This is a genomic window from Gilliamella sp. wkB171, from assembly GCF_001693755.1.
GTDB classification, from domain to species: Bacteria; Pseudomonadota; Gammaproteobacteria; order Enterobacterales; family Orbaceae; genus Gilliamella; species Gilliamella apicola_F.
This window is the reverse complement of sequence record NZ_LYST01000013.1, coordinates 15109-30236: the sequence shown is the minus strand read 5'-3', so window position 1 is coordinate 30236 and position 15128 is coordinate 15109. Positions and strand designations below refer to the sequence as shown.

The following is a 15128-nucleotide window of genomic DNA, read 5'->3' as shown; positions in this document are numbered from 1 at the left end:
CTATTACATAATTATTTGATAGCACACAATAATATTATTAATAAAAATATATCCGAAATAGATCAAAATGATTATGATGAAGCATTAAATAAACTAGAAAAATTAGAACGTTTTTTTAAATTAAAATAATAAAATTAGTTACGCCTAGGGTAGCTCCCGAACGTTCGTAACCCTAACGGACTGGCGTAACTTCCTCATTAGGTTAGGGTGATCGTGTTTGAGGGAAACAATGGCTTTATTACCAAAAAGACCATATATAAATTTAGAGCGTGCATGCAATGAATTAGTTTGTACAACTGATGATCTGATTGATTGTTGGTTATCTGAACAAATTGATTTTTATTATATACTTCAAGGTGAAAAAATAGTTATTAATTACCAGTGTGACTATGGTGGTTTAGGAGCAAAATTTTTCCAATATGGGACACATTTTTACAATGATGAGCTAACTCAGTTGTACAACGTTAGAGTTCAGGGTAAAGAAGATAATTATGTCAATGTTACCGGCAAAGGATATGGTGCTTTTATTATTAGTCCGATGAAATCAACTAGGTTTGTTCATGAAGCTATTTATATTATATCTCCTGATTCTGTTAATGAGAGAGAAAGAAACGGATTAATAACAGCAGGATATTGCCATTTATACCATCCTAAAACAAAAGATATTGTTATTATTGATGATGCATGTTCAATTGATGGATTAAAAGTTCCTTTAAATAACTTATTTGTTATGCGTGATGATATTAATAAATTTATTGAATCATCAGAATGTGAACTTTTCAAAGATCCTAGATATTGGATTAATGTTGCTATATATACTCAAAATTATTATCTACAAAAAAATGTTTATATTCCTAAATCAAGACTTGCATCAAAAATAGCTAATATTACAGGTAAAGCCTATAGCACAGTGATGAAAGATTGGTTTAAAGATACTGACATAAAAACAGCAGAAGAACTAAAAGGTACAAATAAACACGGGAATAAACCAGTAGATGATTTTGATTTATTTAATCCAGAAACAGGTGTAAAGCTTAGCATTTAGTAGGGGGTGGGAAATCCTACCTATCCCCACCACTGAAAACAAAACTCCATAAAGGACATAATCACCTCATAAGTTAAACAATAATGAACTTAATGAGGTAACAACATGCAGTTAAACACACCAAAATACTACTCCCTTGATGAGCTAGCGTTAATCTTAGGATGTGCTAAGAATACATTACGTTATGATCCAAATTTCCCCAAAGGTATTAAAGTTGGCAAGCGTCGAGTAGTTTACGATATGGCCGAAGTTAAAACCTACTTAGAAAGCAACCGAGTACAGTAAGGGGGGGCTTTCAATGACTTATTCAATCACTCCAGAACAACACAAAGCAACCAGAGATAAATACGGCATTCAATATGATCGCCTAGTTCGTGAAAATGAAAGATACAAAATTACTAGTATCGCCCGTTCTACAGCTTGGCAACTTGAGAAAGAAGGTAAATATCCATTAAGAAAATCGTTAGGCGCTAACTCTTGCGGTTGGTCATTAGTGGAATTACTTCACTGGATAGATAATCCGCCACCAGTAGAAAAGATAAATCAACCGACTAAACGACGAGGATTTGCCAATGGGAGCTACTAAGATGATTATTAAGCAAGATGATATTGAATTAGTTCAAACTAAAGATGTTCGTATTGATAGTCGTTTGGTGGCTAAAGAAATGGGTATTAAGCACAAAAATCTATATGAACTAATGACTAAACATAAAAATGCACTTCGTCAATTTGGGTCACTGACTTCGTTTGAAACGGAAGCAGTGAAAAAAGCAGAGTCCAGAGGTATTAAGTATCAACGTTATTATTTACTAAATGAAAATCAGTTTGATTTAATTAGCCGTCTAGTTCGAGGGAAAAATCACGAGCAAATTATTGATTTTAAAGTAAGAGTAACCAAAGCCTTTGCAGTCAGTCGCAAACGTGAAACGGTAAAACGTGAATCATTAGCTTTTTATCATGAGAGCCGAGATTCATTATCAACCATGTCAGGAGTAGAGAAGTATCATTATATAAACCTTGCTAGAGCTGAAAATAAAATGATTGGCTTATCTACTGGTGAGCGTCAAAAGGCTGATGAAGTTCAATTAGGTATGCTGATTTGTTTACAGCAGATTGAAACATCCGTATTTAAAGAGATTGATTCACCTACAGAGGCAATTAGAGAAGTGAGCCGACGATTTAATGCGTTGGCTAATTTAATCAGCCCTAACAAAGGTATTACTCATGCTCAATGATAAAAAAGGCAACTTGTCACAGTTGCCTCTATTCAATCACTCAAATCAATTAACAAGGAATTTTCAATGACAATAAAACTTACTAGATGCATTGAAATTGTGCCAAAGCGTCACGCATTTAAAGCACGTTCTTATAATAACGCAGAGCTAAAAAAGTGGGTAGATTTCGGAAGCGTTCGAAAGGATTTTAATTATTCTTTATGTTGGCATAATTTATCATTTGGAGCACACGGGGCATTCAAATTGACATATACAGCGTATCCAGCAATGGCGATTATTATAATAAATAATACTTTTTTCATAAATTATCTCCCTAATCTCATTTTACAAGCAGTTTTGACCCAACCAGAAAAAGATTCACCATCTTTCTTGGCTTGTTGGTTAATAGCTTCAAGTAAATTATCTTCGAACCTTATAATTTTTCTTGTACTGTTAGAACGATCCGTTTTTTTCTTATCTTTTTTTTCTTGCACTGGTGCATACCTTTATGATAAATTAAATATTAACGGTATGCACCATTATAAAGGTGAGTACCATAAAAAGCAATCCCCCGAAGTGTTACCAGCACTATCGAGGGATCTAACCCAACCATTAACAGAGGTAATGATTATGGCTAACCGCTATGATAACGCACACCTATGTGCAAGACAATCCAAACTATACAAATTCTATGACCTATCAACGGCTCAAGTAGTACAAACAAGGCAACAACCGAACGTGAAGCCAGAAAGAATTTAGGTAAGCAATCCCTGATATTTATTTCAAGAATCCGCTTATATCCATTCATTGAAGACACTAGAAGCTTTGGAGTTTATCTTTATGAGTAATAATAATATTCAGATAATAAATAATATCGAAGCTAAATTAGCGCAAACTCAAAGCATGGTTAAGGTGGTCTTGGATAAGCCTTTTATGGAACACTGCGATACAGGTAACTTACTTTGGGTTATAGGTGACTTAATCGAAGATGCCTATAAAGAACTATTAAAAATTGATTTCAAAGGAGGTGATAATAATGGCTAATATCTCACTGGATGCGATAGATACAATTAACTCTAAACTCGGTCAAGCCAATGCTATTTCAATTCTCTTAGTGATTGAGTGTGATTCTGGAAGTCAGCTAAATGATGAACTACGTTCTTATGCCCTTAGCGCCATTTCTGATTTAGTTAGTGATTCTAAAGCCTTATTTAGAAGCGAGACAGAACGTAAGAGGTTGCAAGATGAAAATAAGTGAAATTACAACCCAAGCGGTAGGTAAATGGGATTATATTTTTCATTCATTAGGCATTGAAGTAGGTAATGGCAAGCATTGCGCTTGCCCTGTTTGTGGCGGTAAAGATAGATTTAGATTTGGTAATCAAAATGGACGAGGTACTTATATTTGTAATCAATGTGGTAGTGGTGACGGCTTAGAACTGATTAAGAACTATTACCATCATAGTACTAAAGAAGCATCAATCAAAGTGGCGGAATGTTTGAATCTGCCTAATCAGAGTAGCCAAATACGAGAAAAAACCGTATTTAGAAAAAGAGATTCCGAACAGTTGCATAATAACAACATACCAGAAAATTCCGTATGTAAAAAAGTCGAATATTTACTCTCTAAAACAACATTAGGGCAATCTGAGTACCTCACCAAGAAAGGATTAATCTTTGACTTACCTTTACTGGATAACGGGCGCATTTTTGTGCCTATGCTGAATCTTCATAATGAATATGCAGGCGGTCAGTTTATTGAATCAGACGGCAGTAAACACTTAATGAAAGGCTCAAATAAAAAAGGAGCGTTTATTTTAGTCAGCTCAATTTTGAGCAGACCTACCGAGGCAAGCATAAAAGTGTGCTCACATAATGAGATTATTATCTGTGAGGGGGTAGCCACGGCGATATCGATAGCGGAATTCCGTCATCAGTCTCTTGTTATATCAGCCATTGACGCAGGTAATCTTATTCATGTCGCTAAGGCTATCCGTGAACTAAATTCTACCGCTAAAATTATCATAGCAGCTGATAATGATATTGACCAAAGCCCGAATAAGGGCTTAGCTAAAGCAATGGAAGCAGCTCAAGCAGTCAATGGCTATTACTCTATACCTGAAACGGATTTTAAAGCAGATTGGGATGATTATAGACAACAATTTGGACTTGAAAAGGCTAAGCAGGATTTTAACAGGAATATTAAAAAATCAATTAAAGAGAGTAAGAAGCATTTTACCGAAGTTAAACAAAAAGCTGTTCCTGACTTATCACAAATGCAAGCTAGCCAGAAAGCTGATGTACTGATAGAGCATTATGATAATAATCTCGCCTTAGATATGTTAACAAATGAAGTTTATTTATATAAGGATAATGTTTGGCAAATAATTTCTGAAATGGATCTAAAGCGTGAATTAGTTCAATTGTTCAGACAATCAAATGCTCACTATTCTGAAAAAGGCATTAAATCGACCATTGACACCATGAAATTACAAATACCGTTGAAAGGAGATCAAGCCAGAAATTTAATAGGATTTAGAAATGGTATCTTTGATTTAAATGATCGTGCATTTAAATCCCATGCCAAAAGCCATTGGTTACAGTCAATTAATAATGTTGATTATATTGATAATATAACTAATGAAAACTTAGAACTCCATGCACCTAATTTTTATCAATGGCTATCTCGTTCAGCTAAAAAAGATAAGATCAAAATGGATTCGATAAAGGCAGCATTATATATGATTTTAGCCAATCGTTATGACTGGCAATTGTTCATAGAAATTACAGGCGCAGGTGGTAGCGGTAAAAGTGTTTTTGCTGAGATTGCCACCATGCTAGCAGGCAAAAATAATACTGTATCGGCTAATATGGAAGCTTTAGAAAAACCAAGAGAAAGATCGCTTATTGTTGGGCAGTCATTAATCATCTTACCAGACCAAGCAAAATATATCGGTGAGGGTAACGGTATCAAGGCTATTACTGGGGGGGATGATGTGGCCATAGATGAAAAATATAAGAAACCCTATTCTGCCAAGATTCAGGGAGTTATATTAGCCATTAACAATAATCCAATGACCTTTAGTAATGATGATGGTGGTATCTCACGGCGTAGGGTTATTTTTCACTTTGGCGAGCCTGTACCTGCTAACGAAAGAGATCCTAATCTTAAAGATAAAATTAGTGCAGAATTATCCGTTATTATTCGACATCTCTTTAACTATTTTGAGGATGATAGCAAGGCTAAATCATTACTAATTAAGCAACAAAAATCATCAGAAGCTATCGAAGTTAAACGATTGACTAATCCATTAATTGATTTTTGTAGTTATCTCTTTGCAACCGATAAACCTGATGGAATGATGATAGGTAAATACTCAACGCCAGTACAGTTTAAGCGATTTTTATATCATGCTTATATTACTTTCATCGAAAATAATAACTTAAAAAATCCGTTATCACTTCGTAACTTTGTTAATGCGCTACCTTCAGCAATGAAAGAGTATGATGTAGAAGTCATTATACGAGCTAGACAAAGTAAAGGGCGCAGAACTAACTTACATCTTGATTATGATAAATGTAATGACTGGTTTCCAGATGCAGCATTAGAAGAAAATTACATTTCACAACATAGGGGGAAATAAATATGAAAAGACTAGCAGATATTTATAATAGATTGATTGAATTAGGAAAAAAAATAGATGCAAGTTATCCAAAATACAAAAAAGATGATGACATAAAAATGGAATATGCAGATATTAAAAATGATATTAGAAAATTACAATCAGCTTTGCGTAAAAAAGTTAATAAAAACGAAGCAACACGCGAAGAAGAATACATTATTGAGCCTGCACTCAATCAAGCGTATGTTTCTGATTTGAGAGCTCGAATAGGGTGCAATGTAGGACAATCAATGGCTGATTCTGTATATTCTGCACAAAGCACAATCATGCATTATTTACCTGAAAATTTAAAATAATTTTGTTCTGATGCTTTCAGAGGAATTTTACCTAACCAATTGAATTAACAATAGTATTTTGTTTTGTTAGACTGCTTTTTGGGTTAATAGAAAAACCAATAATTAGCGCAGATATGGCAGTCTAAAACCAAAGCGCAGCACCTTTTATAGTTTAATCGCTATCACCTTTCAAAGCCTTTCATATCTCGCTGTAAATAACAAAAATACAGGTAAATAAAGATATGAAAAAACTTATTGAATTACGTCAATTAAAAGCAACCAAAGTAGCTGAAATGCGATCAATGCTTGATAAAGCCGAGCAAGAAAATCGCAGTATGACCCCAGAAGAAAAAACACAATTCGACACCATTAAGGCAAAAGTAGAAGAGTTAAACACCGAAATTACAAACTATGAAACCTTAGCCAACGAAGAGCGTAGCCTTGCGGATAAAGCTAAACCAATTGATAAAAAACTCACTAACGAAGAATTACGCAACTATATCCGTACTGGTGAGGCTCGTTCGCTTTCTACTGGCGTTCCTGCTGATGGTGGTTATACGGTTATTCCTGAGTTAGATAAGGAAATCATGCGCCAGTTATCGGATGAATCGGAAATGCGTGCTATCTGTACCGTCAAAAAAATTGGCTCAAATGAGTATAAAAAACTGGTATCAGTAGGTGGTGCAGTAGTTAATCATGGCGAAGAGGGAACAGCACGAACAGAGACAGCTAATCCTAAACTTGAAGAAGTATCAATCAAATTATACCCAATTTATGCTTATCCTAAAACAACTCAAGAAATCTTAGACTTTAGTGATTTAGATGTTTTAAGTTGGCTAACTGACGAAATCAAGGATACTTTTGTCGAAACTGAGGAATTAGACCTAATCAGTGGTAACGGCACGAAAAGAGCTAAAGGTTTCCTTGCTTATCCGCAAGCAGTTAAAGCAGATAAAGATCGTCCATTTGGTACCCTTGAAAAAATGACAATTACCGCAATCACGGCTGATGGTTTGATTGATTTACTTTTCAAACTTAAAAAGAAATACCGTAAAAATGCTGTATGGGTAATGAACTCAAATACTGCAGCAACATTACAAAAACTTAAAAATGGTAATGGTGATTATATTTGGCGTGACGGATTAAAAGCGGGCGATCCTGACATGCTTTTAGGTAAACCTGTTCATTATTTGGAAAATATGAATGATACAGGCGCAGTCGTTGCAGTAGGTGATTTTAAAAGAGGTTACTACATTGTAGACCACGAAACAGGTGTAAGAACTCGTCCAGATAATATTACAGAACCAGGATTCTATAAAGTTCACACTGATAAGTATTTAGGTGGTGGTTTGGTTGATTCTAATGCTATCAAGATCTTAGAACTATCAGCAAATAAATAATAATAGGGGCTATATGCCCCTTTGAGGTTGATATGGATAAGAAACAATATGAAATAAGAAGCACTGAGATATCACGAGATGATACTAAGCTTGTGGGTTATGTGGTTAAGTGGAATAGCCGATCACAGTTAATATGGGGTGAATTTTATGAGCAATTTTCGCCAAAAGCCTTTAGCCAATCATTAAGCAAAAATCCTGATATTCGCGCTTTATTTGAACATGACCACAAAGCACTATTAGGTCGGACAACATCTAATACATTAATTCTTAATGAGGATGATATCGGGCTAAGATTTGAGCTTACACCTCCCGACACACAATTAGGACGTGATTTACTCGTTAGTGTTGATCGTGGTGATATTCGCGGTATGTCGTTTGGTTTTATGGCCACAACTGAATCATGGGATTTTAATCAAGAGCCTTGTATCAGGACTGTAAATACTGCTGAACTATTCGAAGTAACTGTTACAAGTATGCCAGCCTACCAAGAAAGTGATATCCAAATCGCTAAACGCTCAATGCTTGAAGCTAAAGCTAAATTAAAACCAGATTTAAGCAAAGCATGGCTTGACCTTATGGAGTTATAAGCATGGGATTATTTAGCCGTAAGAAGAAAGAAGAGCGAAGTATGACGGTAGACGAGTTAATCTCTTATCTTGGCTTGCCTAATACCAATTCGGGGGAATATGTCTCACCCAGTTCTGCCGAAGCATTGCCTGCAGTGATGAATGCCGTCACGGTAATTAGTGAAGCGGTTGCTTCTATGCCGTGTTATCTCTATAAGCTTAATAAAAAGGGCGAACGTGAACGAGTATCAACTCATCCGGTTGAATATTTGCTTAATGAGATGCCAAATACCAAGCAAACACCATACCAATTTAAGCGGACTATGATGCGACATTGTTTATTAGGGGGTAATGCTTATGCGGTTATTCATTGGGGTAAAGATGGCCGACCTAATGGACTTGAAAGCTTTCCACCTTATGCAGTTACCCCAAAACGATTAGGAAATGGACGTTATGCTTATTCGATTGTTGATGAGGACGGCAATGTCAAAAATTACTTACAAGATGAAGTATTACATTTGCGTTATGCAAGTGATGACGGTTTTATCGGGCGTTCACCTGTGACAATATGCCGTGAAGCTATAGGATTAGGACTTGCGCAACAACGACATGGATCATCGGTCATGAAAAATGGCTTAATGGCAAGTGGTTATGTTTCAATGGCTGAATGGATGGACGATGCAAAAGGCAAAAAAGCCTTAAACGCATTAGAACGCTACAAAGGTGCAAAGAACGCAGGTAAAACCCCAATTCTAGAGGGTGGCATGAAGTACGAGCAACTAGGTATGAGTAATCAAGATGCTGAGTGGTTGCAGAGCCGACGATTTACAATTGAGGATATCGCTCGAATATTTAATATTAGCCCAATGTTTATACAAGAATATTCGCATAGTTCATACAGTAACTTTTCAGAAGCGACACGCTCATTTTTAACATTAACGCTAAGACCATGGCTAACTAACTTTGAACAACAATTAAAAGATGCCTTGATGATAGATGTTAGCGAAGATAAAAGCCGTTATTTAATTGAGTTTGATACATCCGATTTAATGCGTACCAGTCCGATAGATCGCTTTAACAGTTATAACATTGCGATTAAATCAGGGGTAATGAATCCTAATGAAGCAAGGTTAAAAGAGGGATTACTACCTTATGAGGGCGGTGAAGAGTTTAGTCAGGCATGGAAGCAAACCGTAGAAGTTAAAAAGGATAATGCCGAATGATTATAGGACGGTTAAGACAGCGTATTACCTTACAGAAATTCGAGAGCTATCGAGATCCATTTGGCCAAGTTATTAAAGAGTGGAAAGACATAGCAACTGTATGGGCTGAGGTCAAAGCAGTAACAGGTAAAGAGCTTATGTTATCTCAGCAAGAAATGAGCAGTATTACAATAAGAATTTATATTCGCTACCGTAAGGATATTGATACCACTTGGCGGATTAAGCACCTGATAGTTGGCTCACAATATTTAAATATTAAAGCAGTATTACCTGATGCCAAAAGAACCTATTTAGAATTGTTATGTGAAGGTGGTTTAAATGATAACTAATATTACCTTACAAGAAGTTAAGTTACATTGTCGTATTGATGAAAGTGACACCTTAGAAGATAGTTTACTTCAAGTCTATATAGATGCAGCCCTTGAAGCTTGTCAAAAGCATATCGGTAAATCATTTGATAAACAGGAGTTTACTCCAGCAATCAAAGCAGGTTGCCTTATGTATATTGCTCACCTATATGAGAACAGAGAAATGGTTACCACTAATGCAGTAAACGAAGTACCGTTAGCCATATCTTCACTATGGAGTGTTTACCGTGACCCAGCTATCTATTAGGTGAGTAATGCCAGTAAAGCCATTAAGACGTTGCTCATATCCTAACTGCCGTAACCGTGTTAAAACGGGACGTTGTAACGAACATAAGACAAATAAGTTACAGGATAAAATAAGAGGAACTGCAGCACAGCGAGGCTATAACCACAGATGGCAAATATATCGAACAGAGTATCTCAAGCATAACCCATTATGCAAGATGTGTAAGGATAAAGGATTACTAACTCCTGCTACTGTGATAGACCATATTAAACCGGTTGAGCATGGGTAAAGAGATCCTTTCTTTTGGCAAGCAAGTAATCATCAACCATTATGCCGTGATTGTCATAGCTATAAGACAAGAGTAATCGATAAACGAGGATTTGGGTCATCTTCATAATAAAGACAACTGATAGCAGTCCTCAGATATGATGAGTGGGTAGGGGGGAATGTTCAAAGAAATTCAAAAAGCTAAAAGACCACCCCCCTCCTCAAATTTTTACGCACGGTGATTTTTTAGAAAGTAGAGGAAAAACAAATAAATGAAAGCACCAAAATACTTAGATAAATTAGCCAAAGAGCAATGGAAACTTAGAGCCGACTACCTAGCACAGCGTGATGATATTCAGCCGGCCGATTGGACTAACTTAGAATTATATTGCGTTAATTATTCAATGTATCGCAAAGCTATGGAAGACATTGCTAAACGTGGTTTTTCAATCGTTAATTCACAAGGCACAGAAAGCCGTAATCCTGCATTAAGTGCTAAGTCAGAAGCTGAAAAAATTATGATTAAAATGGCTTCACTTCTTGGATTTGATCCAGTAAGCCGTCGAAAAAATCCTGTAGAAGCCGAAGAGGAAGACGAGCTTGACCGCTTGGCATAATTACGCGTTATCTGTTAAAAATGGGGATATTCCTGCTTGTAAACGCTTAAAACAAGCAATTAACCGCTATTTTATTGATTTAGACAACCCTAATTATTATTTTGATAATGAGGTAGTCAGTAAGTTTGTTTCATTCTCAAAAGTCTGTCCTCACGTTAAAGGCCATCTAAGAGCTAAACCTATTGAGCTTGAGCCTTGGCAACAATTTTTATTCGCCAATTTGCTAGGATTTAAGCACGTTAAAACTGGACTTAGAAAGTATCGTAGTGCCTATGTACAAGTACCGAGAAAGAACGCTAAATCAACAACAGCGGCAATACTGGCTAACTGGTTTTTAGTGATGGAGAAAGGGCAACAAGATATCTATACTGCAGCCGTTAGTCGTGACCAAGCCCGAATCGTATTTGATGATGCTAGGCAAATGGCAATACTTAGCAAGCCAATAAAGAAAAGGGTCACTATTCAACAGCATAAAGTGATCAACCCTAAGCAAAATAGCCTATTACGACCTTTAGCATCAAAAGCAGCGACTATTGAGGGGACTAACCCTAGTTTATCCATTGTAGATGAATACCATTTACACCCCGATAACAGCGTATATTCAGCCCTTGAGCTTGGTATGGGAGCAAGACCTGAGGGCATTTTATTTGCTATCACTACCGCAGGTAGTAACACAATATCAGCGTGTAAACAGCATTATGATTATTGTTGCCAGATTTTAGCCGGTGACGAGGTGAACGAATCGCAATTAGTGCTTATTTATGAATTAGACGACGAGAACGAGATTGATAACCCTGATTTATGGATTAAAGCCAATCCTAACCTAGATATTTCAGTCGATAGGATAGCTTTAGAAGACACCATTAAGAAAGCCAGAGGTATACCCTCCCAGTGGGTTGAAATGCTCACTAAACGCTTTAATATTTGGTGTAATGGGGCTACACCTTGGGTGAATATTGGAAGCTGGGCAGAGTGTAAGGCTGATTATTCGGAGGATAATTTAAACAGCTTAGATTGTTATGCCGGATTAGATTTATCATCCACCAGTGATATTACTAGCGTCTGTTATTCATTTCCGTTTGAAACAGAGGTTAGATTATTAACACGGCATTACATTCCTGAATTTCAACTTACTAACGTGGCCAACAAAAATAGGGAAATGTACCGTAAATGGGTTAATCAAGGATGGATACGGGTTACTAAAGGTGATTGTATCGATTATGACCAGATACGGGATGATATATTAAAAGATAGCGAGCAATTTAATATTAAGCTGATCGGCTTTGACGTGTGGAACGCCACGCAATTAAGAACCCAATTACAAAATATTGGCTTAGACGTTGAGCCATTTCCTCAAACTTATGCACGCTATAGCCCAACTGCAAAAACTGCCGAGGTATTTATCAGTCGTAAACGCATTAATCACAATGGCGATCCTGTTCTCTCTTGGGCGGTTGGTAATGTAGTGATGGAAACCGATGCGAATGCCAATATTAAGCCCAACAAAAAGAAAGCAGCCAACAAGATTGATCCTGCGGTCGCTTTCCTGATGTCATTCGGTACTTACTTGCTTGAGTACGGCGAGATAGATATCAACCTATCAGATGAACAAAAACAAGCTTTAGACGAATTTAAAGGGATTGAGTTATAATCAAACTCCTTTTTTTACTCGTTCCCATTCCTCTTTTAATATACAACTTGTTTCTTTTGATAAATTTGGAATTTTACTATGAACTAAGTCATTATATATTTCTATTGCGGGCTTTCCATCATCAACATAATGTGATGAACTTTCTGAAGAAGGGGTTAATTTCTGCCAAATAGATGTCATATCTTTTATAATGTCATCCATTAATTTGATTAATTCTTTTGGTTTTGTCTCATTCGGATTTAATAGTAATACTACATAAAATTGGATTTCTTTCATTTTATTAACTCCACTGTGAAATTCTTCCATAAGAGTATTGCTAATATCTTGAGGGTTTTTGCTAGTTTTATTTTGCTCGTTGTGTGATGCTTTAACCAATTGAATAGGAACATTTTGCGACAACAAAATAAATGAAGCCATTTTTTTTCTTAAATCATTAATCCATTCTTGCCTATTTTTGGATAAAACTTCAATTCCTATTCTTTTTCTACCAGACCACCAGCCTCCTAAAGTAGCTCCGATCAGACTTAGTAGGGCAACAGACAAAGGAACAACCCAATCTTTATTTTCTATAATCCATTTAACCATAATAAAAACACCTTAATTCATAATTAAAGCTATAAAATACATCATGTCATTAATAACATACAACACTATAATAACACAAGGTTAATTTATTGATTATTATTGATTAATTTTGTTAGTGTTGTTAGTGTCATAAAATTACAAAAAAGAAGTTTTCTTTTAACTTTTCAATTTCGAATGTTGAAATGATTCTTTAATTAAGAATCGACTAATATAGGTTAATGTTATACGTTATGTTATACGTTAAAAAGTGAATTTAATATAATTTATTGATTAATAGTATTATTTATAGTTTGCGTGGAGGCAGTAGGGGCCACCACATCTACATCTACTATTTCCTTTTAAATTGAGTTTTTATTTCAACATAAATTGGAATTGATTCAGTTTTTTGGGTAATTAAACAATAAATAGCTTTTTAGTAACAACTTTTTTTATTAATACGCGATTTTATAATGTAAAAAATGTGTTCTATCAATTATTATGTAAGATTATCGATTGGTGAGTAAGTTATTTTATATATTAAGTGTAAAGCCATAAATTAAAAAAACTGTTATATTATTGGCTTTACTTATTATCACAAGATGAAATAATACATTATTATTTTTTATCATTTAAACATTTATAACAATGACTTAAAAATCCCCATTTTTTGTTTGTTATCTCATTAAGGAATTCTAGGAATGAAGTCGCGATTAACTTTATTTTATATTAAAGCTACATTAAATAGATCTAACTATTCAGACTTTAAAAAAAAATGTACCTCAAGTGTATATCCATTAGCTTACCAGAAATGGGAAAATCCTTATCCATTTAGTGAAAAAATATTCCATAAATATCTTAGTGAAAAAATTTCGTATAATAAAAAGCTCTCTATTTTAAATTCTCATATTGATTTTATTGATCAAAAAATCAATCCACGTGTAATAGATAAACTTTATTCTAAAAAGCTTGATGGTATTATGTTGGCTCAAGTTGAAGGTAAGAATGATGCAAAAATTTCGTTCCATCTTACTGCGCCTTTGTATCCAAGAGAAGGGGATTTAAGGATTATTATGCGTTTTGGTGAACAGTTGGTTTTTTCAATTCATTTTACCATAACGTTATTGAATGAAATTTATATCGCGGGGGTACAAGGTCATACAAGTAATGAGATATTAAAGCAATTAACGAAAGACTTTTTTGGTTTTAGACCTAAGAATTTAATAATGGTTTTTATGATGGAAATTGCTAAATTTTTTAAAATCGAAAATATATACGCTGTCAAAAGTAAAGGGCATGTGAAGTTCGGTAAATTTGATTTCGATTATGATAAATTTTGGCAAGAATTAAATGGTGTCTCATATAATAAAGCATGGTTTAAATTGCCTTGTAATCAGCCACAAAAATCGATTGAAGATGTTAAAAGTAATAAGCGAAGTGAATTCAAAAAAAGAGAATTAATTCGCGAAAGTATTAGTGAACAATGTCAAAAAAATCTTTTAGCAATTGTTAACCCTCAATAATACTAAAGTATTATAGGTAATTTGTGTGAAAGTACTACCTGTTAGCAAAATGATAGAATGAATTGTTGATATATTGACAATTTATTCTATCAATAATTTATTTAGTTATATTGAAATTATTCGATCTATTTTTTATTTTAATTTAGTTTAACGTTTATTATATCTAACACTTTACGTGTAATTTTATAAACGATAATAAGTTGATAGAGCCTTTTAAGTAATCGGGTTAGTTTAATCCGCTAACCCGATCTTTATTTATGCATGTTTAGCATAACGACTATAAGGTGATATAGGAATATTTACCGTTGGATCGGGAATAGCGCTAGGTACAATAGTTTCTGATACAGACTGTATTGCAGTAAAAGTGTGACCACAATATAGATTGGAGCATTGATAATATTGTTTTCGAGTTAAATTACTAATTTCTTCACTTGAACGGATAAAAGTTTTACTACGGCAGTGTGGACATTTCATATTTTGATACCTTTTATAATTAAGTTAAGCTTAAT

Annotated in this window: 19 protein-coding genes and 1 pseudogene; 18 read left to right on the top strand and 2 right to left on the bottom strand. The window is 34.8% G+C overall.

The window, feature by feature from the left end:
- Positions 1 to 229: 229 nt before the first annotated feature.
- The 17 genes and pseudogenes from A9G03_RS01375 (at position 230) to A9G03_RS01295 (ending at position 12535) form a co-directional block, all read left to right on the top strand.
- Positions 230 to 1045 (top strand): hypothetical protein, encoded by an 816-nt coding sequence (locus tag A9G03_RS01375; RefSeq protein WP_065798221.1) that lies wholly within the window; start codon positions 230 to 232, stop codon positions 1043 to 1045.
- A 105-nt stretch (positions 1046 to 1150) separates the two neighbouring features.
- Positions 1151 to 1330: a helix-turn-helix transcriptional regulator gene (locus A9G03_RS01370; RefSeq protein ID WP_065569266.1), complete on the top strand. Its 180-nt coding sequence runs from the start codon at positions 1151 to 1153 to the stop codon at positions 1328 to 1330.
- A 13-nt stretch (positions 1331 to 1343) separates the two neighbouring features.
- The gene (locus A9G03_RS01365; protein WP_065798220.1) at positions 1344 to 1631 is read left to right on the top strand and encodes a helix-turn-helix transcriptional regulator; all 288 of its coding nucleotides are present in this window, start codon (positions 1344 to 1346) and stop codon (positions 1629 to 1631) included.
- Positions 1618 to 2280, top strand: a complete 663-nt coding sequence (locus tag A9G03_RS01360) for a Rha family transcriptional regulator (protein WP_065798219.1) — start codon at positions 1618 to 1620, stop codon at positions 2278 to 2280. Before A9G03_RS01365 ends, A9G03_RS01360 begins: the two co-directional genes overlap by 14 nt.
- Before the next feature lie 66 nt (positions 2281 to 2346).
- The gene (locus A9G03_RS12505; protein ID WP_065798218.1) at positions 2347 to 3018 is read left to right on the top strand and encodes a hypothetical protein; all 672 of its coding nucleotides are present in this window, start codon (positions 2347 to 2349) and stop codon (positions 3016 to 3018) included.
- An 81-nt stretch (positions 3019 to 3099) separates the two neighbouring features.
- Complete coding sequence (locus A9G03_RS01350) at positions 3100 to 3303, top strand: hypothetical protein (protein ID WP_065798217.1); 204 nt, start codon at positions 3100 to 3102, stop codon at positions 3301 to 3303.
- Positions 3296 to 3517, top strand: coding sequence for a hypothetical protein (locus A9G03_RS01345; protein WP_065798216.1), 222 nt, complete (start codon positions 3296 to 3298; stop codon positions 3515 to 3517). The genes A9G03_RS01350 and A9G03_RS01345 overlap by 8 nt, the downstream gene beginning before the upstream one ends.
- Positions 3504 to 5903, top strand: coding sequence for a phage/plasmid primase, P4 family (locus tag A9G03_RS01340; protein WP_065798215.1), 2400 nt, complete (start codon positions 3504 to 3506; stop codon positions 5901 to 5903). The genes A9G03_RS01345 and A9G03_RS01340 overlap by 14 nt, the downstream gene beginning before the upstream one ends.
- A 2-nt stretch (positions 5904 to 5905) precedes the next feature.
- On the top strand, positions 5906 to 6238 hold the full coding sequence (locus tag A9G03_RS01335) for a hypothetical protein (RefSeq protein ID WP_065798214.1): 333 nt from the start codon (positions 5906 to 5908) through the stop codon (positions 6236 to 6238).
- A 221-nt stretch (positions 6239 to 6459) separates the two neighbouring features.
- Entirely contained in the window at positions 6460 to 7617 is a 1158-nt protein-coding gene (locus tag A9G03_RS01330; protein ID WP_065798213.1) for a phage major capsid protein, read from the top strand.
- 32 nt (positions 7618 to 7649) lie between these two features.
- Positions 7650 to 8204 carry an HK97 family phage prohead protease gene (locus tag A9G03_RS01325; protein ID WP_065798212.1) on the top strand — a complete coding sequence of 185 codons (555 nt, stop codon included), beginning with the start codon at positions 7650 to 7652 and terminating at the stop codon, positions 8202 to 8204.
- Between the two features lie 2 nt (positions 8205 to 8206).
- Positions 8207 to 9406, top strand: a complete 1200-nt coding sequence (locus A9G03_RS01320) for a phage portal protein (protein WP_065798211.1) — start codon at positions 8207 to 8209, stop codon at positions 9404 to 9406.
- Positions 9403 to 9735, top strand: a complete 333-nt coding sequence (locus A9G03_RS01315) for a phage head closure protein (RefSeq protein ID WP_065798210.1) — start codon at positions 9403 to 9405, stop codon at positions 9733 to 9735. Before A9G03_RS01320 ends, A9G03_RS01315 begins: the two co-directional genes overlap by 4 nt.
- Positions 9725 to 10021: a head-tail connector protein gene (locus A9G03_RS01310; protein ID WP_065798209.1), complete on the top strand. Its 297-nt coding sequence runs from the start codon at positions 9725 to 9727 to the stop codon at positions 10019 to 10021. The genes A9G03_RS01315 and A9G03_RS01310 overlap by 11 nt, the downstream gene beginning before the upstream one ends.
- A gap of 7 nt (positions 10022 to 10028) precedes the next feature.
- Positions 10029 to 10397 (top strand): annotated as a pseudogene (locus A9G03_RS12805) (HNH endonuclease).
- Positions 10398 to 10539: 142 nt separating this feature from the next.
- The gene (locus tag A9G03_RS01300) at positions 10540 to 10884 is read left to right on the top strand and encodes a phage terminase small subunit P27 family (RefSeq protein WP_065798208.1); all 345 of its coding nucleotides are present in this window, start codon (positions 10540 to 10542) and stop codon (positions 10882 to 10884) included.
- On the top strand, positions 10868 to 12535 hold the full coding sequence (locus A9G03_RS01295; RefSeq protein WP_065798207.1) for a terminase large subunit: 1668 nt from the start codon (positions 10868 to 10870) through the stop codon (positions 12533 to 12535). The genes A9G03_RS01300 and A9G03_RS01295 overlap by 17 nt, the downstream gene beginning before the upstream one ends.
- Here A9G03_RS01295 and A9G03_RS01290 read toward each other — a convergent pair whose 3' ends face one another.
- Positions 12536 to 13120: a hypothetical protein gene (locus A9G03_RS01290; RefSeq protein WP_065798206.1), complete on the bottom strand. Its 585-nt coding sequence runs from the start codon at positions 13118 to 13120 to the stop codon at positions 12536 to 12538.
- A 677-nt stretch (positions 13121 to 13797) separates the two neighbouring features.
- Between A9G03_RS01290 and A9G03_RS01285 the strand changes: the two genes are divergently transcribed.
- The gene (locus A9G03_RS01285; RefSeq protein WP_065798205.1) at positions 13798 to 14619 is read left to right on the top strand and encodes a VirK/YbjX family protein; all 822 of its coding nucleotides are present in this window, start codon (positions 13798 to 13800) and stop codon (positions 14617 to 14619) included.
- A 255-nt stretch (positions 14620 to 14874) separates the two neighbouring features.
- Here A9G03_RS01285 and A9G03_RS01280 read toward each other — a convergent pair whose 3' ends face one another.
- Positions 14875 to 15093: an ogr/Delta-like zinc finger family protein gene (locus A9G03_RS01280; protein WP_065633969.1), complete on the bottom strand. Its 219-nt coding sequence runs from the start codon at positions 15091 to 15093 to the stop codon at positions 14875 to 14877.
- Positions 15094 to 15128 lie beyond the last annotated feature (35 nt).